Source organism: Alloprevotella tannerae ATCC 51259 (assembly GCF_000159995.1).
Lineage (GTDB): Bacteria > Bacteroidota > Bacteroidia > Bacteroidales > Bacteroidaceae > Alloprevotella > Alloprevotella tannerae.
On sequence record NZ_GG700643.1, the window covers coordinates 153,291 to 170,802 of the forward strand.

The following is a 17,512-nucleotide window of genomic DNA, read 5'->3' on the forward strand; positions in this document are numbered from 1 at the left end:
CTGCTGCAATGAGTACGTCGACAAACTCAAATCTCTTGGAATACAAATAAGTATGACGCAAAGCGGAGACCCATTGCACAACGCCCTGGCCGAGAGGATGAACAATACGCTCAAGAACGGATGGCTCTTCAGTACAGAAGACAAAAGTCTGCAGCAGGTCAAGCGCCTCACAAAGAAAGCCATCGAACTGTACAACACGTTCAGACCGCATCAGAGCCTGCAGATGAGAACGCCAATGGAAGAAGTCGGAAGGTTGACGGCATAACTTCCTCGGCACACATTATTAAGTCGAACAATAAAAGAAGGAGGCAGAAACAACCGCAACAAGAAAATAAAAGAGTAATTTTGCAATTAGAAGACAACTGTCAACTAACTATGTAGTTAAGAAAAGAACAAGACAAGCCTAGTTGAACTTAGCAAATAAACTTGTCAAAGAAGAATGAAATTAAGAAACCAAAGTTGTCAACTAATTCTAGGACATTACAGTTGTTTTTGAGCTTAGGAGAAAAATTCCAACACTCGGAATTTCTTTCCGGCTACTTGGAATTTTTGTCCGCAACGCTTGCAATTTTCGTCCCAAGATAAGCGGACAAATTGGAACACCTTACGAATTGATTTTAAGCCTATAAAGAATATGAAAAGACTACTGCTTATGTGTTTTCTTGTGCTGGGCTCTTTTAGAGCCTATGCTCAGTCGTGTATCATAGATGGAGTCATCATACCCGATTCCCTATTGCGCGTAAGCGTTGACGAGATGCGCTCCGATTCGGCCAAGCAGATTGTAGCCAAGCGCTTAGGCTTCCTTTCTCCCTTTGCTATTGATACCATACGAATATTTCCTAAAGGTAAGATGCAGACCTTTTGCCGGGAACCTGCTGATATAATTTTGATACAAACCAACACCTTGGCTCAACTACAATGGGTCGTAAACGGGAAGCTCAAGAAACCCAAGAAGCGGCTGACGATCATCGACTACAAACTGTCGCCCACGTGCTTAGAAGCAGCTCTGCCAAGAGGGGTAAAGCCGAAGAAGATAGTTTCCGTACAAGTGTTGATACCTAAGGCTTACACCATTAGGCCGGAGGCAAGGCCAACCATAGTCATAGAAATGAAGAAGTAGGGCGATAGATACGCATAGGGCGAACGAAATGACCTAATACGCCACCAAAACCGAATGAAACGCGTTGTTAAATATATCGTTTATGCCTTTGTCGTCATATTGCTCATCAACTTTGGCGTAAAGGCCTATTGGAAAATGAAGCCCTATTCATACGACGCTTACTTGAAGGATGCGTGGACGTATTGTCACGAAAAGGGCTTGAACGAAGACTATTGCCTCTTCGTCGACTTCTCGCGTCCATCAGGCGAAGACCGCATAGCCCTCTACGACTTTAAGACGCAGTCGATGGTTTATGCCGCTCCCTGCGCCCACGGCAATGGTAAGGGCAACACGGCTTGGCGGCCTAAATTTTCAAATGAAGAAGGCAGCCACTGCTCCGTTACAGGACATTTTAAGGTGGGCTGCAAGGGCTATTCGTGCGCAGTAGGCTTGCATTTCAAACTTGATGGCTTGGACGCCGGTAATAGCAATACCCGTCAGCGTCATATATACATTCACGCTTCAAAATATGTTGGCATAGCCGCAACGGTCACCTCTTATCTGCCGCTCACCGATGCTTCGCAAGGTTGCTTTACCACGAGTGAGGCGATGTTGAAAAAGATTGCTGAGATTCGTGCGAAGTGCGACAAGCCACTTTTACTTTATGCCTATTACGAATAGCCGATAACCGGATCTCGCTTCGCAGCATATCCTTGCATAAAAGTATAGTTAAGAAACCAACCGTTAGCTTGAAAAAGCTGCTGCTCAGTAAAGGAGAAGCGGAAAAAAGTATTTACTTTTGCCTCCAATAGTTATGAGACGACCCAACAAGCCTTCAAAGACGTTCACCGTAAAGACCGCAACCACGCTGCTGCCCTTCTTGCTCGAAGCCCTGGGCGGCACGAGTAGAAACCGCATAAAAGCCATTTTAGGCGGAGGCGGCATCAAAGTAGACCGAGCCATTGTCAAGCAATTTGACCATCCGCTTCGGCCAGGTATGCAAGTAGAAATCAGTCAGAGTAAACCGAAGAGCGAACTGAAAAGTTCGCACCTGCGACTGGTTTACGAAGACGAATTCATTGTCGTTATCGATAAGTCGGCGGGCATACTCTCTATGGCCGGTTCGCCGCATATCTTCTCCGTGAAGACCATCTTGGACGACTATTTCGCAAAGACCCATAAACGCTGCCGCGCTCACGTGGTGCATCGCTTGGATAGAGAAACTTCCGGTTTGCTCGTTTATGCCAAGACCATTGAGGCTGAGCAGATTTTAGAGCATAATTGGCAACGCATCGTGAGAGATCGCAGATATGTAGCCGTCTTGTCTGGCGTTTTAGAAACGCCAAGCGGAACGGTGCGCAACTGGCTTAAAGACAATAAAGCCTATGTCACCTATTCTTCGCCGACAGACAATGGCGGGAAGTTTGCTGTGACCCATTTTCGCAGGCTTAAACATAGCGAAACGCACACTTTAGCCGAATTTAAGCTTGAAACCGGCCGTAAGAATCAGATTCGTGTCCACGCGCAAGACTTGGGGCATCCCGTTTGCGGCGACACAAAGTATGGCAATGGTGATAACCCTATTGGGCGCCTGTGTCTGCACGCCTATCGCTTAGATTTTTATCATCCGATAACGGGTGAGCTTTTGCATTTTGAGACGCCCTATCCCAAGCCTTTCTTGTCTGTTTTACAAAAATGACGTCACGCTTTTATGCAACATATACATCGCCGCTTGGTGAAATTCAGATAGAGAGTGACGGCGTAGTTCTCACGGCTTTGGATTTCAGAGAGAGTAGGGGAGATGCGGCAGACAAGTCGCATTCAGACAGCGAAACGTTGCTTTTGCGCGATGACAAGTCGCTTTCAAGCGGAGACAAGGCTGGACTTCATATTTTCGACGAGGTGAAAACGTGGCTCGATGCATATTTTAGTGGCTGTCAGCCACGACATACTCCACGGTTTCGCCTATCAGGAACGCCCTTCCAACTGATTGTGTGGGAAGAACTGCAAAAGATCGCTTACGGAGAAACGGCTACTTACGGCCAATTGGCTGAAGTCGTGGCAGTGCGAAGAGGAAAAGCCAAGATGTCTGCCCAAGCCGTAGGCAACGCCCTGCATAAGAATCCGATTTCCCTCGTTGTGCCTTGCCATCGCATTATTGGAAGCGGCGGGCAACTCGTAGGCTACGGCGGCGGATTGCAAAGAAAAGAGGCTCTTCTGGCTTTAGAGCAAGGGCGCGCTTCTTGGTTAGACGGCTGCAAGATACGTTCCGTACCGAATGTTCGCTAATATCGTTATCAGGCCATTTGATAATTAGGACGATTGCCGCTGATCTTTGCAGAAAAATAAGGAGAAAAAGAGATAGGCGGCCACAAAAATAGTCGGCAAATGCCGCAAGCCGCCAAAGAGAGACGGAATAATTCATAAAAATACAGAAAAATGGTGGCAGAGTAGGTTAGAAGTACGTAACTTTGCACCGTTTTTATTCTTGACTATGCGCCAATTAAAAATAAACAAAAGTATTACCAACCGCTCGAGTGCGGCTTTAGACAAGTATTTAGTTGAAATCGGTCGCGAGGGACTTATATCTACAGACGAGGAAGTAGAACTCGCGCAACGTATACACAAAGGAGATGCTGAAGCGTTGGAAAAATTGACAAAGGCCAACTTACGATTTGTTGTCAGTGTGGCTAAACAATACCAGAATCAAGGGCTTGCGCTCAATGACCTCATTGACGAGGGCAACTTGGGTTTGATTCGCGCTGCGCAGAAGTTTGATGAGACGCGCGGTTTCAAGTTTATCAGTTACGCCGTTTGGTGGATACGCCAGAGCATCTTGCAGGCTATTTCCGAGCAAAGCCGTATCGTTCGTATGCCCTTGAATCAAGTTGGCTTCCAAAGCAAATTGACGAAGGCTATCGTGAACTTCGAGCAGGAGTTCGAGCGTAGACCTTCTGTGCAAGAGCTTGCAGATATTTTGGACACAGATGTCGCTAAGGTGCAAGAGGCTATGGGCACGAACGGCAAGAAAGTATCCGTAGATGCTCCCTTTCAGGACGACGATTCTAACAGTTTGATTGATATTATGACCGACGAGAATGCGCCGGGCACGGATGATCAGATGGAAAAGGAGTCGCTCTCTTCTGATTTGGACGCAGCACTCGGCACCTTGACCGAACGTGAGCGCTTGGTGCTCAAGATGTTGTTTGGTATCGGACGCAATGAAATGACGGCAGAAGAAGTGGCCAATTCGCTAAGTCTGACGCGCGAGCGCGTTCGACAAATTAAAGAGCGTGCACTGCGCCGTTTGCGTGAAGCCGATAACATCCACATTCTGACCAAGTATTTAGGTTAGTAGACGGATTCCTATTTTGCAGCTTTATGGCTGTATGTTTATACTCGACATCTTCACCATGCAAGGCTGAAGGTGTCGTTTGTTTTTCAGGCATAGCGGGCTTTTACATTGCTCGTCAAGCTTTTAGTTGATAGTGTTGAGAGTGTAGGCGATAGCGCCAAGCGCCTGTTTGCTTTAAGCGCGGTTGCGCTAAGTTTTCTCTCGCTTTTCCGGCCTTCAACTCGTTTTTTCAAACGTCATAATACACATTGCAAGATGACAGAATCTTATCTTCTTCGCCTGTTGCTCGCTGTCTGTTTGGGCAGCATCATCGGTTTAGAGCGCGAGTATCGCGCCAAGGGAGCCGGCGCCCGTACTCATTCGCTCGTATCCTTGGGGAGTGCACTGTTTATGGTACTTTCTTACGCCGGTTTCGACTTTGTGTTGGCGCAAACGCCCAATGTCTCACTCGACCCTTCGCGTATTGCTTCGCAAGTCGTGACGGGCATCGGCTTTATCGGGGGCGGCATCATCATTTTCCAAAAGAACGTGGTCCACGGCTTGACTACGGCTGCCGGTCTTTGGGTTACATCGGCCATTGGTATGGCCTGCGGCGCAGGGCTCTATATTGTCTCTTTCTCTGTCACGGTGATGGTTTTGATTTGTATGGAAACGTTTCATCTGATCTTGAGTCGTTTTAGTCGGCGCAGCATTAATTTTACGCTGAGTGCCCCTTCGAGTGAGGAGATTCAGCGCGTAGTCGAGCAAATCAAGGCTGCAGGTATGCAGGTGGATACTTTTGAATATCAGAAGCGTAATTGTTCAGCATCGGTCGCATGTTTCGCTACGCTGGAGGTGAAAGTAAAACGGGGAAAGCGAGCCTTCGACGTGTTCGACTTCCTCTCTCAATTTGACACGATCACGATAGAGCATCTTATCTAAGAAAGTCCGGTGAGAGCGGTAGGTTTCTGCCGGCAGCTGCTTTTCATGTGTTTTACCGGATTGCAAATCTCATTGCTTCCTTTCGATTTATTTTTCAGGGTTACGCGATTAGGCGATGCTTATCTTAGGCTTGTTTTCAATAGTGGCAGGCTGAAATAAGCGAAGGTAGGGCAAGCGTAATGTACCGATTGATCATTGCCCCTTCGACTGTCTTTTATGCTTTCTTTCGGCTGATGTTTGTTTGCGACCATTACGTAGTTGTTTGCGAAAGCGTATTTTTGTAACAGTTATTTTCTTTATTTTTAGGCTAATGAGGTAGAGCTTTTGGCACGCAGCGTTTTCTGTTTTATTGTTTGGCCCGAGCAAACTATCGTTTGCTGGGAACAAACTATCGTTTGGCGGCGGCAAACTATTGTTTGGTGGTAGCAAACGAAATGCTGCTGCGTTTTGAATGACGAAAATGTGTGCATCTGCGTTTGAAAAGTCTTATGTGCCCATAGGAATGTGTGAATGTAGTATTAGCCGTAGGGAGATATATTTTAATCCCCCAAAAGTGAAGATTCAACTTTTGAGGGATTAAAAAATGTAAGTGCTATTCCGAGAGTAACGCTCAGCAGTTGCTCACTAACGTTTAGAGGTTTTTTGCTTGCCGCGCTTGAAAAAGAATTTGAAGCCGCGAACGAGTTTGTAGCCTACCAAGATACCGTCGACGACGTTGTAGATCGTTTCGGCGTGCTGCACTGCTCGCTCAAAGAAGTTGCGGCCCGGAGGTGGAGGTGCAAAGAGTTCTTCTAAATTTGCCTTGATGCTTTCCTCCTTTTTTTCAATCTCTTGCTGCAACAAACGGCGTTGTTCAGCAATCATCTCCGGATGAAAAGGCTGCTTAGTCATTGCGTTCCTCCTTTCTCTTGCTGTGTATCGTTTAGAAACAAAGCGGTCAGCAGATGCAAAAGCGGTTTTAGGATCCACGCTTTGCGCTTTGTGATGAGCAAAATTCCGATGAGGAGATGGGCCAATGCGATGAGCGCGCAGGCCCAAGCCATTCCGCCGACGTGAGGCGCTAAGGCCATCGCTGCTGTTGCCGATAAAAAGAGTACGATGATAGCTAATAGCACGGATAAAACCAAACCGAGTACGAGCAGAGACAGCAAGACGCCGACTTTGCTCACGAGGTCCAGACGCGCTACTTTAAGCTTCAGCTCGATATAATCTTTTATGTCGGCAAAAAGCTGCTGAAGCGTTTTTATGTTTTGGTCGTCAGATAGCACCGCTGTTGTTTTGCTTAGTCGTCAATAGGTTTGAGTTCGTCGGCAATGTCGTCTACCATATCCTCCATGTCTTCGCGGCTGAGTTTTATCCCTTTGTTGCGAAGCGTCTCATTGACCTTATCGGCGATACGTGCGCCTTGTGCTTTTAAGCGACGACGCGTTTCTTTTCCTTCTTCGGGCGCCAATAACAAACCTGCTGCTGCGCCGATCGCAACTCCGCCGAGGAGTGCTGCAAAAATACTGATTGCTTTCATAATTGCGTGTTGTTAAGTGTAAACTCTTGGAGCAAATATAGGGTAATTCTTTCAAAAAATCTTGGTTTTCCATCAAAAGTTTTGAAAAAAGAGCCGTTTAATGTAGTTTAACGGCGATTTTTCTTTTATTTACGGCTTTTCCGTCCTATCTTTGCGGAGATAAATAGTCGAAAACACATACAAAATCAATAAGACAATGAAGAAGACTCTGTTATTTTCCTTTGCTCTATCGGCAGTATTTGCTTTGAGTTCTTGTAAATCTCAAGAGAGTGCCTATCGTCAAGCATATAATAAAGCGAGAGAGCAAGATGCGTCGCAAACTGACAACGGCCGTGCGACGGTTGCAGTAGGTCAGCAGGACAATGGAGTGACTGTTACGCCCGTTACACCGACGACGTCGACGGGTAGACCGGCCGGAGCTGATGATAACAGCGATGTTAGAACCATTCCCGGCGAAGTTACTGTCGTTAGCGGCGGAGCATTACGCACGTATAGCGTCGTTGTAGGTAGCTTTATCAATCAAACGAATGCAGAAGGCTTGCGCGAGATGTTGGTTCGCTCGGGCTACGATGCACGCGTGTTGAGGACGAATGAGACAATTAACGGTCAGACGGGTTGGTTCCGCGTGATCGCTTCTTCGTTTGAAGATAAAGCCAGTGCGATACAAAGCCGTAACGAGTTGCGCAACAAATATGCCGGTGCGTGGCTGCTTTATCGTAAATAAAGAATAGACTACACATTATATAATAGTGATGCCCGCCGTTTACGGTCTTGGGCATCACTATTTTTTATAGGGCTATCCTACGATGAGGATGCGCTCTTCGAGCTTTTTGTGCAATTCTGTGCGGGTGGGGTATGATTCTACGGGTTACAATCATAGAAAAGAGACAACTTTTTACTACTTTTGCAATACTAATGGTCAACTATGAAGAATCCCATTTTGATCGCCGGTCCGTGCGTAATTGAATCTGCCGAACTGCTTGACGTAATTGCTCGGGAGCTCGTGCGCATTAACGCGGCGCTAAATAGACAAATTATCTTTAAAGCCTCGTTTGATAAGGCTAATCGTACGTCGCTCCATTCTTTTCGCGGGCCGGGCATTTCGCGTGGCTTGCAGATGCTGGCGGATATTAAGGAGAAGTATGGCCTTATGCTGACTACGGACATTCACGAAAGCACTCAGGCCGAACAGGTTGGCGAGGTCGTGGACGTGTTGCAAATCCCCGCTTTCCTTTGTCGGCAGACGGATCTCTTGGTTGCAGCCGCCAAGACCTCTTGTATTGTCAACATCAAAAAGGCTCAGTTCCTTTCCGGTGAAGATATGCAATATCCTGTTGAGAAATGCCGAGAAGCAGGTGCAAAAGAAGTGTGGTTAACAGAGCGCGGCAGTATGTTTGGCTACAATAATTTGGTTGTCGACTTCCGTAATATACCCATTATGCACCAATATGCAGATCGCGTCATTATGGATTGCACTCACAGCGTGCAGCGTCCGGGAGCTGCCGGCGGCAAAACGGGGGGCAACAGAGAATATATTCCGGCGATGGCATTGGCTGCTCAAGCTTTCGGGGCTGATGGTTTCTTCTTTGAGACGCATCCTACACCCGACGAGGCTAAAAGCGACGGCCCAAATATGTTATATCTTCGAGATTTGCAACAAGTAATTCAATCCTTAATATCATAAAACCAGTAATGAGTAAGTATATAGACGTCGCCATCAATTGTTTGCGCGACGAGGCGGAGGCAGTTCTTCACTTGATTGACAATATAAACGCCGACTTTGATAAAGCTGTAGAGTTGATTCTCCAGTGTAGCGGAAAGTTGATCGTGACCGGCGTGGGTAAGAGCGGGCATATCGGTGCTAAGATCGCGGCAACCCTATCTTCCACGGGGACGCCCAGCTTCTTTGTCAATCCATTGGACGTCTTTCACGGAGATTTGGGCGTTATTACTAAGGAAGATGTCGTCTTAGCGTTGTCTAATTCAGGACAAACAGACGAACTTCTACGCTTTCTTCCCTATTTGTTGGAGCAAAAAATACCGGTTATCGGTATGACGGGCAATCCAAAATCCCCGTTGGCCCAAAATTCCACCGTCCACCTCAATGCTGCCGTTGCCAAAGAGGCCGGTCCTTTAGGTTTAGCTCCCACATCTTCTACCACAGCAGCTTTAGCGATGGGCGACGCCTTGGCTTGTGCGTTAATGGATGCGCGCGATTTTAAGGCTTCCGACTTTGCTCAATTTCATCCCGGCGGGACATTGGGGCGTCGCCTCTTAACTAAGGCCAAGGATATTATGCGGACAGAGGATCTACCTGTCATTTCTCCGACAATGCTATTGGGTGAGGCTGTCATACATGTTAGTAATGGACGCTTAGGACTATGCGTGGCGCAAGAAGAAGGTAAAATCGTAGGCATCATTACCGATGGTGATATTCGAAGGGCCATTCAAGCCTCGCGCGACAACTTCTTTCAGACCACCGTGGCTGAAGTAATGACGCGCACACCTAAAACCGTGAGTCCGGAAGCCAAAGTTTCCGAGATAGAGTCCATATTAAACACCAACAAAATTCATTGTGTCCTCGTCACAGCTCCCGATGGGCGCCTCTTGGGTATTGTCGATTCATTCCGGACTGCATTATAATTGAGTGTTTTTATGAGTATGCGTCGGCTATTCCTGCTTCTTTTCTTCCTATTTTCCTTTTTTCCTCCCTTTGCGCTCGCTATGAGTGGCAACGGGAGCGACGAATTAAATACGGTTGTTGAGAATAACGAAGCGCCGACTGATAATGTACCGAAGCGTTCTGATCTTCAGATCGCTAATTACTTGAAAACCCATTTTGATGTCCCGTTTACGGACAACAACAAGCTGGTTTTCTTTAAGACCGGACAAGAAAAATTCGATGATCTCTTCGCGGCTATTCGGCAGGCGCGCCGGTCTATTCATCTCGAGTACTTTAATTTCCGCAACGATTCCATATCACGTGCACTTTTTGGGCTTTTAACGGAAAAAGCCCGTCAGGGTGTAAAGATCCGCGCGTTGTTTGACGGTTTCGGAAACTCCTCCAACAATCGCCCTTTGCGCCGTAAACACTTAGAAGCCTTGCGCGCCCAGGGCATTGAGATTTATGAATTTGATCCCCTCCGCTTTCCTTACGTCAACCACATCTTTCATCGCGATCACCGCAAGATTGTTGTCATAGACGGACTCGTGGCTTATACCGGCGGGATGAACGTAGCCGACTATTATATCAAAGGAAAGCCTGAGATAGGCGACTGGCGCGACCTCCACGTGCGCGTTGAGGGAGATGCAGTAGGTGATTTGCAGCGCATTTTCATCAGTTTTTGGAATGCTGTGACCCATCAGCAGGTGCAGGGGCCTGAATATTACCCCGGCGAGAAGCAGGCTTCCGATTATTTTGTCGGACTAAAAGAAGACAAAGACGCAACGGCCGGCCATAAACTCGTTGGTGTGGTTAATCGTGATCCCGATGAATCGCCACGTATTATTCATGATACGTTTGTCCAAGCTATCAATGCCGCCGAAACCAACGTTACGTTGATCAACCCCTACCTGACGCTCTGCCCCCATTTGCGGCGCGCACTCAAGCGAGCCTTGCGCAGAGGCGTTGAAGTCAATATTATGGTTTCTGCCAATAGCGATATACCCGTTACGCCCCGCGTTGTGGAGCATACCGTTCACAGATTGATGAAAAAAGGTGCAAAAATCTGGTTTTTCGAAGGCGGTTTTCATCATTCCAAGATAATGATGGTCGACAGCAACTTCTCATTTGTCGGTTCGGCTAATTTGAATAGTCGCAGTCTTTCGTTTGATTATGAATGCAATTTGCTGATTGCCGATCGCCCTTCGACTGCACAATTGTTGCGTCTCTTTGATGACGATCGCACGAAGCATTGCTGGCAACTCACCCCCGATACGTGGCGCACAAAGTTTAGCAAAGGCCGGCGTTTCCAAGCTTGGTTTTTCCAATTCTTGACGCCCTTTTTATAGTCAGATCCCTCTTTTTTGATAACCCCTCCCCAAGTACGATAAAGCAATGAACGCACAACGTGACATCTCCTTTTCGATTTGTAAGGCCTTCGCTATTATTTTCGTCGTCCTATCTCACGCCGGCGGCCCCGCTTGGTTAAGCAGTTTCGTCTTTCAGTTTCACGTTCCTGTCTTTTTCCTCTGTGCCGGCTACTTTTTTAAGCCGACTGCACTCAACGACGAAAAGACCTTCCTCCTTAAGCGCTTGCGCAGCCTCTATTTTCCCTTTGTGCGCTGGAGTCTGTTCTTCTTGATTATCCACAACGCATTGTTTTATACCGGCTTGCTCAATGAAACCTACGGTAACGGCGCAGGCGGCGTTCTCCATCCCTATAATTGGCCCGTCTTTAGTCAGCGCGTTTGGAACGTAGTTTTCGGAATGAGCGGCTACGATGAGTTTTTGACCGGCAGTTATTGGTTCTTTCGCAGCCTCTTTGTCGGAAGTTTGGGTTTCTTTGTCTTACTAAAAATTCTTCATCATTATAATTACCGTAAACCGATTCACCACTTGGTGGGCGCCATCGTCGTTTTGCTTTGGCTTACCATCCTTTGGATGCTGACGAGCGGGCTCCACGTGCCCGGAATGGCGCAAGGCGGCTATCGCGAACTAATGGGGGCGTCGCTCTTGGGCTTAGGTTTCCTTTATCGCTACTTTAGTGAGCGTATCAAACTCAATCTGCAGGTCCTCCTGTGTTGTTTGATTTTTCTCGTTGTTTCCACTATTTATTTCCCAACGAGCATGGCGCCTCACCCAACGCTACTTCAGTTCTTTACACTTCCCCTTACGGCCTTGGCCGGTTTCTTCCTTTTGCGCCGTCTCTCGCTCTTGTTGGCTGCTCGAGCCGGTTTCCTGACGCGCATCTTAGCCTATATCGGCGACCATTCGCTTTATGTCTTTGCCTTCCACTTAGTGGCTTTCAAGCTGGTCAGCATGCTGAAAGTCGAAGTCTTGGGCTTGCCTTGGGAAGCCGTAGGTGGTCATCCCGTTGTGCAAGCGGGTGCGGCCACAGATGGCTTTTTCCTCTTGTACGTTCTTGTCGGCGTGGCTGTACCGCTCTTGTGGAATGCCGGCTATAAGTATTTGGAGCGCACTTTCCATTTCAATCTATCCCTTTCATCTTTGTTAAATTGGGATTTGTCGCGCCAAATAGCCGCCCTCGTTTGGCTACTGCTCAAGGGCTTCGGGCGTGGCATTTATTGGTTCTTACGCTTTATTGTTTTGAGCGTCAACAGATTCTTCAATGGCTTGATAAGTTTGGGAAAAGGTATCATAGAAGCCAGTCGACCTCGCGACGAATTGCCGGAAGGTGAGGAAGACGAGGAAGAAGAAGAGGACGATCGCGAAGACGGTGGTAGCAATTTTGGGCGCGATCTCTTCTCTTAAATCGTAAAGCCGGCTCGGAGCAGGCCGATCTTGGGAAAACGCCTTATCCGAACGCTATATTTTTTACTTCTGCCGCAAATGCAGCACGCGCGTTTGCTTGAAAATTTTATCCATAGTCGACTACTGCATAAGCAGACGTAGTCGACTATTTTCTTTTCTTGATTTATTGACGATGAGCGATTGAAGACTGTGTTATCAAGGTGCAAGTCCGTTTCGTTTGGTGAGGCCAAACCATCGTTTGCCCCGACCAAACTATGGTTTGCCGGTATCAAACTATCGTTTGGTGCCGCCAAACAAAAAGAGAAGCTGAGCGCGTGAATGAGAAGTAAGCGTTTAGGCGCTTGATAATCAGAGAGGAGTTCGCTTTTTTAAGCGTGAATAAGTTTTCGTAGGACTACAATAAAGCCCAACCATACTGCACGAAGCAGAAAGTTGGGCATCCTTATCTTAAAGTTTATACGAAGTCGTTTTTGAAAAGTCGTGGCAGATCAAGCACCGGCCAGGCGGTTTTCGCGATCAGGGAAAACAACCGTAGGCTTAAACTGTGTCGCCTCCTCGGCCGAAAATTCGCCGAAGGACATAATGATTACTTCATCGCCTACTTGAAATTTGCGTGCAGCAGCCCCGTTTAGGCAGATTACGCCGCTGCCTCGCTCGCCGCGAATAACGTAGGTCTCAATGCGTTCCCCGTTGTTGTTGTTGACCACGTGGACGTGTTCGTAGGGCAGTAAGTCGGCCGCTTCCATCAGGGCTTCGTCGATCGTGATACTCCCCATATAATGGAGATTAGCCTCGGTCACGTAAGCGCAATGTATCTTCGACTTTAACAAACTAACGCGCATGGTTTCTGTAATTTATATTGTCAATCAGTCGAACCGGACGCTGACCGCAGTAGACCGTGATGCAGCCCTGCACATTTTCAGCTTCGCTCCAATCCTTAATGGGTTGTAGTGTCTGAGCATCGACTATTTCAAAATATTCTACCTCTAATCCGTCAAAAGCATTCAACGCTTCGGTGACGAAAGCCTGTGTATCGGCAACGGATTGTGTTTGGCTGAACTCCAAACTTACCTTCAAGGTCTTGTAAATTTCAGATGCCAGCCGGCGCTCATCATCCGTGAGCAGCGAATTTCGGCTGCTCAAGGCTAAACCGCTTGCTTCGCGCACGATGGGACAGGGACACAGCGTGACGGGCAACTGCAGGTCGTTTACCATAGCGCGAACAACGGCGATCTGCTGAAAGTCTTTTTCGCCGAAATATGCCCGCGTAGGCTGCACAATTTGGAAGAGTTTGCTGACAATGCGGCAGACGCCGTTGAAATGTCCGGGGCGGCGCGGTCCTTCCATAACGTTCATTTCCGGATAATCGAAGGTGCGCGTGTCGGGTTCAGGATAAATCGCCTCGACCGTGGGTGCAAAGAGAATATCCGCGTGAAGCGTTTCCAGCAAGGCGCGATCTGCGTCTAAATCGCGCGGATAAGATGAAAAATCTTTGGGATCGTTGAACTGTGTAGGATTGACAAAGTCGCTAACAACCGTTACGTCGTTTTCCCCGACTGCGCGCTCCACGAGTGAAGCGTGGCCGGCGTGGAGTGCGCCCATCGTGGGAACCAAGCCTATCGACTTGTTGGCTTGGCGATACGGGGCTAAAGCGGCGGTAAGGTCGTCTATCGTGGTTAGAGTGATCATTTTCGTTGTTTTTTTAACGGTGCAAAAGTACGATAATTTTACAAGAAGCCTGCGGAGAATGTGCGCTTTCTTCCAAATTCGAAGTAATCGAAGCTCGAACTTGCTTGCTGCGCCGTTTGCAATCATACGTAAACATAAAAAAACCGACTGCTTTTTATTGCAGTCGGGCTTTGTGGGAGGGAGATTCGGCTTTGTGTTTTGCAGCTTGCCGATAGTGTGAACAAGTTTTGGCATTGGGCCGAGCCGGATTGGACGTGGCGCAAGAAGAACAGGCGCCTGTCGACTGCTGCGCGGACTTTAAGTTTTTAAGCGGACATTCGGCTGTGCAGGATGCGCACTTGTTGACGCCTTTTCCTGAAGCGCGAAAATGGCGAAACAGTCCGAGGATACAATATATAAAGGCGGCGCCTACGATAATATAGACGATAATATCTTGTAACATTATAATTCAAATGGGCCGGAGGGAATGCGGCGGCGTAAAACGTGAAGTTGCGACTTGCAGTCCGAACGCTCGAGCGCCTGCGCTATGGTCTTGCGGGCTAATTCAGGATGGTTATTCTCCTCGCTGAGGTGACAAAGCCAGATATTCTCAGTCGTCGCTGCTAAATTTTCTTCCAAAATGCGTGCCGTTTCAGCATTGCAAGCGTGCCCTGTTGGCGCTTTGATGCGCTTTTTCAAATGTAAGGGATATGGGCCTTCATCTAACATCGCGGCATCATAGTTGGCCTCAATCACCAGATTGCGTGCGCGGCGAATGAATGAGATCATCTCAGGCGTAAAACTGCCGGCGTCGGTGATAAAGCAAAAATTGGTGGTGGCTGTCTCTATGAAGTAACCGCAATTGTGGCTCGCATCGTGTGGAACAGTAAAGGTTGTGATGTGAAAAGGGCCAATTGACCAGTCGTCGCCCGGGAGATAGGTGCGACATAATTCGGGGCGAACTTTTTTGTGTGCGTAGTAATTGTTCAGAATGCCTTTATGCACTTCTTCCGTAGCAAACACTTCGAGATTGTATTCGCCGGATAGTGCGCCCACGGCCTTTACGTGGTCGGTATGATCGTGTGTGACGAGTATGGCTTTAAGTGTGGGGTAGGTAAAACCGTATTCGCGGAAGTATTTTTTGAAACTTCGTATTCCGATTCCTGCGTCAATGATGAGTCCGATGCCGTCTTCTAAGAGATAATAACAGTTGCCGCTGCTACCGGAACCGAAACTGATAAACTTCATGTGTGGCTTGTTTTGTTGGTGGCTGGTTATTGGGGCTGCTTGTTGGGCTAAAGGCCTGGCGCGTGGGCACAAATAAAACCAGATGCCGTATGAAAAATTGTAAGAAAGCCGCCTCACTCATTCAGTCAGGCGGCTTTAATTCGTATATAAAAGAGGAGGAGGGGCTACGTCTTAATATTTTAGGATCTGTCCGGGCCTCAAGCGCGTCTTTTTTGTAAGGTTCGAGTTGAATGAACAGAGTGCGTCGACGGTAATTCCCATATCACGCGCAATAGAATAGAGCGTCTCGCCGGCTTTCACCTGATAGAAGCGTCCGCTCATAGCCGGCTCAGCTTTCTTAGAAGCTGTGTGCGTAAACGAATCGTCAGACGCGTTCTTATGGAAGACATAATAATCACCCGTTACATCTTGTTGCGCGAAGTCAAAGAGCAGAGAGGGGTCAATTGCTTCTCCCAAAAGACGTGTCTCAAAATGAAGATGGCTACCGAAAGATAAACCCGTGTTGCCGCCCAAGCCTATAGGTTCTCCTGCCTTTACATTCTGATTAGCGCGTACCAACTGCTTACTCAAATGCGCATAGATCGTCTCCAAACCATTGGGGTGACGAATCACGATATAGTTGCCGTAACCGGAAGCTTCGTAGCGCGCGATACGCACACGGCCATTGAATGCGGCGTAGATAGTGTCGCCCGTATATACTTTAATGTCTAAGCCTTTATGCTTGCGGCGGAAAGCCGGACGATAGCCAAAGCGACTCGTGATCTTGCGACTTGGAGTAGGCATAAAAAAACCACGTAGATCAATACGGAAGGAGTCCGGAACTTCGCTACGTGAGTAACAATGGGTTGTGTTGTTGTTCCAAGAAGAATACAAGTTGTTGGCGGGTTCTTCTAAGTTTTCTTTCTGAATCAGTCGATTCAGCATAATTGTATCTGAAGACTTCAAATGGCGATCAACAGGTGCCTGGCGCGCAATCAAATCTTGCGCCGAGGCTGTTGCAGCTGAAGTTAGCAGCAATAGTCCTCCGATGATTTTTCGTATGGTTACGAACGTCATTTTTTGAATAGTTTTTTGTTTATAATGCGTGGCCGAAAGCTAAAAATCTTCATATATTGGCGCCGCATTTATGGGAAATAGATGCGCAAAGGTAACACTTCTTTTCTGATTATCAATGCTAATGCCTTGAAAACTTCTTTAATAACGTAAACGGAACTGACCTTTAACGGACATAATAATCCTTTGTCAGATCCTCATAAGCACGTGATCTTCTACCATCTGAACCCGTCAAGACAAAACTGTCTTCTACAATTGGGCAAACTTCTTTTCGAAGTTCTACCAATACTCTTTTCGGGGCTTTCTGCATCGTCGTGTGAACAAATGTCGTATGCACAACAAATAAGGCTTGTGCGGCGGCGGCCGAACTGAAGTGTGTCAGCGCTGTGGCGGGAAGGATGGCGCAAAAGCTGCCTTCAGGGCTCAATAAGCGTCCGACATGGAAGAGTAAGGCCTCGAATGTGAGTGCCTGCGTATGGCGAGCTTGCGAGCGAGCTGCGTCGGGCGGGAGTAGCATTTCGTTGAAAAAAGGCGGATTAGAGACAATCAAATCAAAGGCTTGGTATGATGTGTAGCCGGCTATGTCTGTCGCAACGATTTGCAGGCGATCTGCCCACGGAGATGCAGCAACGTTTTCTTGCGCTTGGGCGGCCGAAGCCGGATCAATCTCTATCCCTGTGATCATTGCATCTGTGCGTTGTGCAAGCATTAGGGCAATGAGGCCGGAACCGGTTCCGATGTCTAAGATGCGCCGCTTTCCTTTCACATTAGCCCACGCGCCGAGCAATACGCCGTCTGTACCAACTTTCATGGCGCAGCGGTCGTGGCGAATCGTGAATTGTTTGAATTGGAAAGCTTCAGTCATAATGATCGCAAATGCTTATTTATAAAACAGCACAGCCGCCGGATTATTGTAATGCTCTAAGGCTTTTTGTGGGGATGGCGTGCTCCGTACACCTTTTAATCCCTCACTTTTTGGTCATATTAAGTTTGACGGCCAACTGATTGTATCTGTGATTTTGAACAATTTCTAAACATGTAGAAGCATTTCTGAAATAATTTGCGTAATTTTGTGTTATTGAAAGAAAGAAAACTCTTCTAAACGAAAAATTTGCGGCTTGGGAGAGAACACAAAATAAGGATACGTTGAATTGATGAGTGCCCTTGGGGCCGTTACATTTTGCGCTTTGAAAGCAAATGAATGGGTGTATC

Annotated in this window: 21 protein-coding genes; 12 read left to right on the plus strand and 9 right to left on the minus strand. The window is 47.6% G+C overall.

What is annotated here, in order from left to right; all coding sequences use genetic code 11:
- The 7 genes from GCWU000325_RS11545 to GCWU000325_RS06675 form a co-directional block, all read left to right on the plus strand.
- On the plus strand, positions 1–265 hold a 265-nt coding region (locus tag GCWU000325_RS11545), incomplete at its 5' end, for an IS3 family transposase (protein ID WP_006255548.1).
- Between the two features lie 369 nt (positions 266–634).
- The gene (locus GCWU000325_RS06650) at positions 635–1,120 is read left to right on the plus strand and encodes a hypothetical protein (protein WP_006255549.1); all 486 of its coding nucleotides are present in this window, start codon (positions 635–637) and stop codon (positions 1,118–1,120) included.
- A 54-nt stretch (positions 1,121–1,174) separates the two neighbouring features.
- Positions 1,175–1,780, plus strand: a complete 606-nt coding sequence (locus GCWU000325_RS06655) for a murein L,D-transpeptidase catalytic domain-containing protein (RefSeq protein ID WP_006255550.1) — start codon at positions 1,175–1,177, stop codon at positions 1,778–1,780.
- A gap of 133 nt (positions 1,781–1,913) precedes the next feature.
- A complete protein-coding gene (locus GCWU000325_RS06660) occupies positions 1,914–2,798 on the plus strand; it encodes an RluA family pseudouridine synthase (protein ID WP_006255552.1) in 885 nt (294 codons plus the stop codon).
- The gene (locus tag GCWU000325_RS06665; protein WP_006255553.1) at positions 2,795–3,388 is read left to right on the plus strand and encodes a methylated-DNA--[protein]-cysteine S-methyltransferase; all 594 of its coding nucleotides are present in this window, start codon (positions 2,795–2,797) and stop codon (positions 3,386–3,388) included. Before GCWU000325_RS06660 ends, GCWU000325_RS06665 begins: the two co-directional genes overlap by 4 nt.
- Positions 3,389–3,593: 205 nt before the next feature.
- A complete protein-coding gene (locus tag GCWU000325_RS06670) occupies positions 3,594–4,454 on the plus strand; it encodes a sigma-70 family RNA polymerase sigma factor (RefSeq protein WP_006255554.1) in 861 nt (286 codons plus the stop codon).
- 255 nt (positions 4,455–4,709) lie between these two features.
- Positions 4,710–5,375: an MgtC/SapB family protein gene (locus GCWU000325_RS06675; RefSeq protein WP_006255555.1), complete on the plus strand. Its 666-nt coding sequence runs from the start codon at positions 4,710–4,712 to the stop codon at positions 5,373–5,375.
- Positions 5,376–5,999: 624 nt separating this feature from the next.
- Here the strand turns inward: GCWU000325_RS06675 and GCWU000325_RS06680 are convergent.
- Genes GCWU000325_RS06680 through GCWU000325_RS06690 form a run of 3 tightly spaced genes read right to left on the minus strand, consistent with a single transcriptional unit; the run spans position 6,000 to position 6,897 of the window.
- On the minus strand, positions 6,000–6,266 hold the full coding sequence (locus GCWU000325_RS06680; protein ID WP_006255557.1) for a hypothetical protein: 267 nt from the start codon (positions 6,264–6,266) through the stop codon (positions 6,000–6,002).
- Positions 6,263–6,643: a hypothetical protein gene (locus GCWU000325_RS06685; protein ID WP_006255558.1), complete on the minus strand. Its 381-nt coding sequence runs from the start codon at positions 6,641–6,643 to the stop codon at positions 6,263–6,265. The genes GCWU000325_RS06680 and GCWU000325_RS06685 overlap by 4 nt, the downstream gene beginning before the upstream one ends.
- Positions 6,644–6,657: 14 nt before the next feature.
- Positions 6,658–6,897 carry a YtxH domain-containing protein gene (locus GCWU000325_RS06690; RefSeq protein WP_006255559.1) on the minus strand — a complete coding sequence of 80 codons (240 nt, stop codon included), beginning with the start codon at positions 6,895–6,897 and terminating at the stop codon, positions 6,658–6,660.
- A 196-nt stretch (positions 6,898–7,093) separates the two neighbouring features.
- On the opposite strand from GCWU000325_RS06690, the gene GCWU000325_RS06695 reads away from it, so the two are divergent.
- From GCWU000325_RS06695 to GCWU000325_RS11005, 5 genes are all read left to right on the plus strand, one after another.
- Positions 7,094–7,621 (plus strand): SPOR domain-containing protein, encoded by a 528-nt coding sequence (locus tag GCWU000325_RS06695; RefSeq protein WP_006255560.1) that lies wholly within the window; start codon positions 7,094–7,096, stop codon positions 7,619–7,621.
- A 201-nt stretch (positions 7,622–7,822) separates the two neighbouring features.
- On the plus strand, positions 7,823–8,581 hold the full coding sequence (gene kdsA, locus GCWU000325_RS06700) for a 3-deoxy-8-phosphooctulonate synthase (RefSeq protein ID WP_006255561.1): 759 nt from the start codon (positions 7,823–7,825) through the stop codon (positions 8,579–8,581).
- A gap of 8 nt (positions 8,582–8,589) precedes the next feature.
- Positions 8,590–9,540 carry a KpsF/GutQ family sugar-phosphate isomerase gene (locus GCWU000325_RS06705; protein WP_006255562.1) on the plus strand — a complete coding sequence of 317 codons (951 nt, stop codon included), beginning with the start codon at positions 8,590–8,592 and terminating at the stop codon, positions 9,538–9,540.
- A gap of 12 nt (positions 9,541–9,552) precedes the next feature.
- Positions 9,553–10,908, plus strand: a complete 1,356-nt coding sequence (locus GCWU000325_RS06710; RefSeq protein ID WP_006255563.1) for a phospholipase D-like domain-containing protein — start codon at positions 9,553–9,555, stop codon at positions 10,906–10,908.
- Between the two features lie 46 nt (positions 10,909–10,954).
- The gene (locus GCWU000325_RS11005) at positions 10,955–12,331 is read left to right on the plus strand and encodes an acyltransferase family protein (protein ID WP_050756624.1); all 1,377 of its coding nucleotides are present in this window, start codon (positions 10,955–10,957) and stop codon (positions 12,329–12,331) included.
- 488 nt (positions 12,332–12,819) lie between these two features.
- Here the strand turns inward: GCWU000325_RS11005 and panD are convergent, their stop codons facing one another.
- From panD to GCWU000325_RS06745, 6 genes are all read right to left on the minus strand, one after another.
- Positions 12,820–13,173: an aspartate 1-decarboxylase gene (panD, locus tag GCWU000325_RS06720; RefSeq protein WP_006255567.1), complete on the minus strand. Its 354-nt coding sequence runs from the start codon at positions 13,171–13,173 to the stop codon at positions 12,820–12,822.
- The gene (gene panC / locus GCWU000325_RS06725) at positions 13,163–14,020 is read right to left on the minus strand and encodes a pantoate--beta-alanine ligase (RefSeq protein ID WP_040599683.1); all 858 of its coding nucleotides are present in this window, start codon (positions 14,018–14,020) and stop codon (positions 13,163–13,165) included. Before panC ends, panD begins: the two co-directional genes overlap by 11 nt.
- A 154-nt stretch (positions 14,021–14,174) precedes the next feature.
- Entirely contained in the window at positions 14,175–14,462 is a 288-nt protein-coding gene (locus GCWU000325_RS11990) for a hypothetical protein (RefSeq protein WP_006255569.1), read from the minus strand.
- A complete protein-coding gene (locus GCWU000325_RS06735; RefSeq protein WP_006255570.1) occupies positions 14,462–15,247 on the minus strand; it encodes an MBL fold metallo-hydrolase in 786 nt (261 codons plus the stop codon). Before GCWU000325_RS06735 ends, GCWU000325_RS11990 begins: the two co-directional genes overlap by 1 nt.
- 171 nt (positions 15,248–15,418) lie before the next feature.
- The gene (locus GCWU000325_RS06740) at positions 15,419–16,303 is read right to left on the minus strand and encodes a M23 family metallopeptidase (RefSeq protein ID WP_006255571.1); all 885 of its coding nucleotides are present in this window, start codon (positions 16,301–16,303) and stop codon (positions 15,419–15,421) included.
- A gap of 163 nt (positions 16,304–16,466) precedes the next feature.
- Positions 16,467–17,165, minus strand: coding sequence for a tRNA1(Val) (adenine(37)-N6)-methyltransferase (locus tag GCWU000325_RS06745; RefSeq protein ID WP_006255572.1), 699 nt, complete (start codon positions 17,163–17,165; stop codon positions 16,467–16,469).
- Between the last annotated feature and the right edge of the window lie 347 nt (positions 17,166–17,512).

Coding starts and splice junctions, on each gene's coding strand:
- GCWU000325_RS06710 (WP_006255563.1), top strand. CDS start 9,553: ATGAGTATGCGTCGGCTATTCCTGCTTCTTTTCTTCCTATTTTCCTTT.
- panD (WP_006255567.1), bottom strand. CDS start 13,173: ATGCGCGTTAGTTTGTTAAAGTCGAAGATACATTGCGCTTACGTGACC.
- GCWU000325_RS11990 (WP_006255569.1), bottom strand. CDS start 14,462: ATGTTACAAGATATTATCGTCTATATTATCGTAGGCGCCGCCTTTATA.
- GCWU000325_RS06735 (WP_006255570.1), bottom strand. CDS start 15,247: ATGAAGTTTATCAGTTTCGGTTCCGGTAGCAGCGGCAACTGTTATTAT.
- GCWU000325_RS06690 (WP_006255559.1), bottom strand. CDS start 6,897: ATGAAAGCAATCAGTATTTTTGCAGCACTCCTCGGCGGAGTTGCGATC.
- GCWU000325_RS11005 (WP_050756624.1), top strand. CDS start 10,955: ATGAACGCACAACGTGACATCTCCTTTTCGATTTGTAAGGCCTTCGCT.
- GCWU000325_RS06740 (WP_006255571.1), bottom strand. CDS start 16,303: ATGACGTTCGTAACCATACGAAAAATCATCGGAGGACTATTGCTGCTA.
- GCWU000325_RS06695 (WP_006255560.1), top strand. CDS start 7,094: ATGAAGAAGACTCTGTTATTTTCCTTTGCTCTATCGGCAGTATTTGCT.
- GCWU000325_RS06675 (WP_006255555.1), top strand. CDS start 4,710: ATGACAGAATCTTATCTTCTTCGCCTGTTGCTCGCTGTCTGTTTGGGC.
- GCWU000325_RS06665 (WP_006255553.1), top strand. CDS start 2,795: ATGACGTCACGCTTTTATGCAACATATACATCGCCGCTTGGTGAAATT.
- GCWU000325_RS06670 (WP_006255554.1), top strand. CDS start 3,594: ATGCGCCAATTAAAAATAAACAAAAGTATTACCAACCGCTCGAGTGCG.
- kdsA (WP_006255561.1), top strand. CDS start 7,823: ATGAAGAATCCCATTTTGATCGCCGGTCCGTGCGTAATTGAATCTGCC.
- GCWU000325_RS06660 (WP_006255552.1), top strand. CDS start 1,914: ATGAGACGACCCAACAAGCCTTCAAAGACGTTCACCGTAAAGACCGCA.
- GCWU000325_RS06745 (WP_006255572.1), bottom strand. CDS start 17,165: ATGACTGAAGCTTTCCAATTCAAACAATTCACGATTCGCCACGACCGC.
- GCWU000325_RS06655 (WP_006255550.1), top strand. CDS start 1,175: ATGAAACGCGTTGTTAAATATATCGTTTATGCCTTTGTCGTCATATTG.
- GCWU000325_RS06680 (WP_006255557.1), bottom strand. CDS start 6,266: ATGACTAAGCAGCCTTTTCATCCGGAGATGATTGCTGAACAACGCCGT.
- GCWU000325_RS06650 (WP_006255549.1), top strand. CDS start 635: ATGAAAAGACTACTGCTTATGTGTTTTCTTGTGCTGGGCTCTTTTAGA.
- panC (WP_040599683.1), bottom strand. CDS start 14,020: ATGATCACTCTAACCACGATAGACGACCTTACCGCCGCTTTAGCCCCG.
- GCWU000325_RS06705 (WP_006255562.1), top strand. CDS start 8,590: ATGAGTAAGTATATAGACGTCGCCATCAATTGTTTGCGCGACGAGGCG.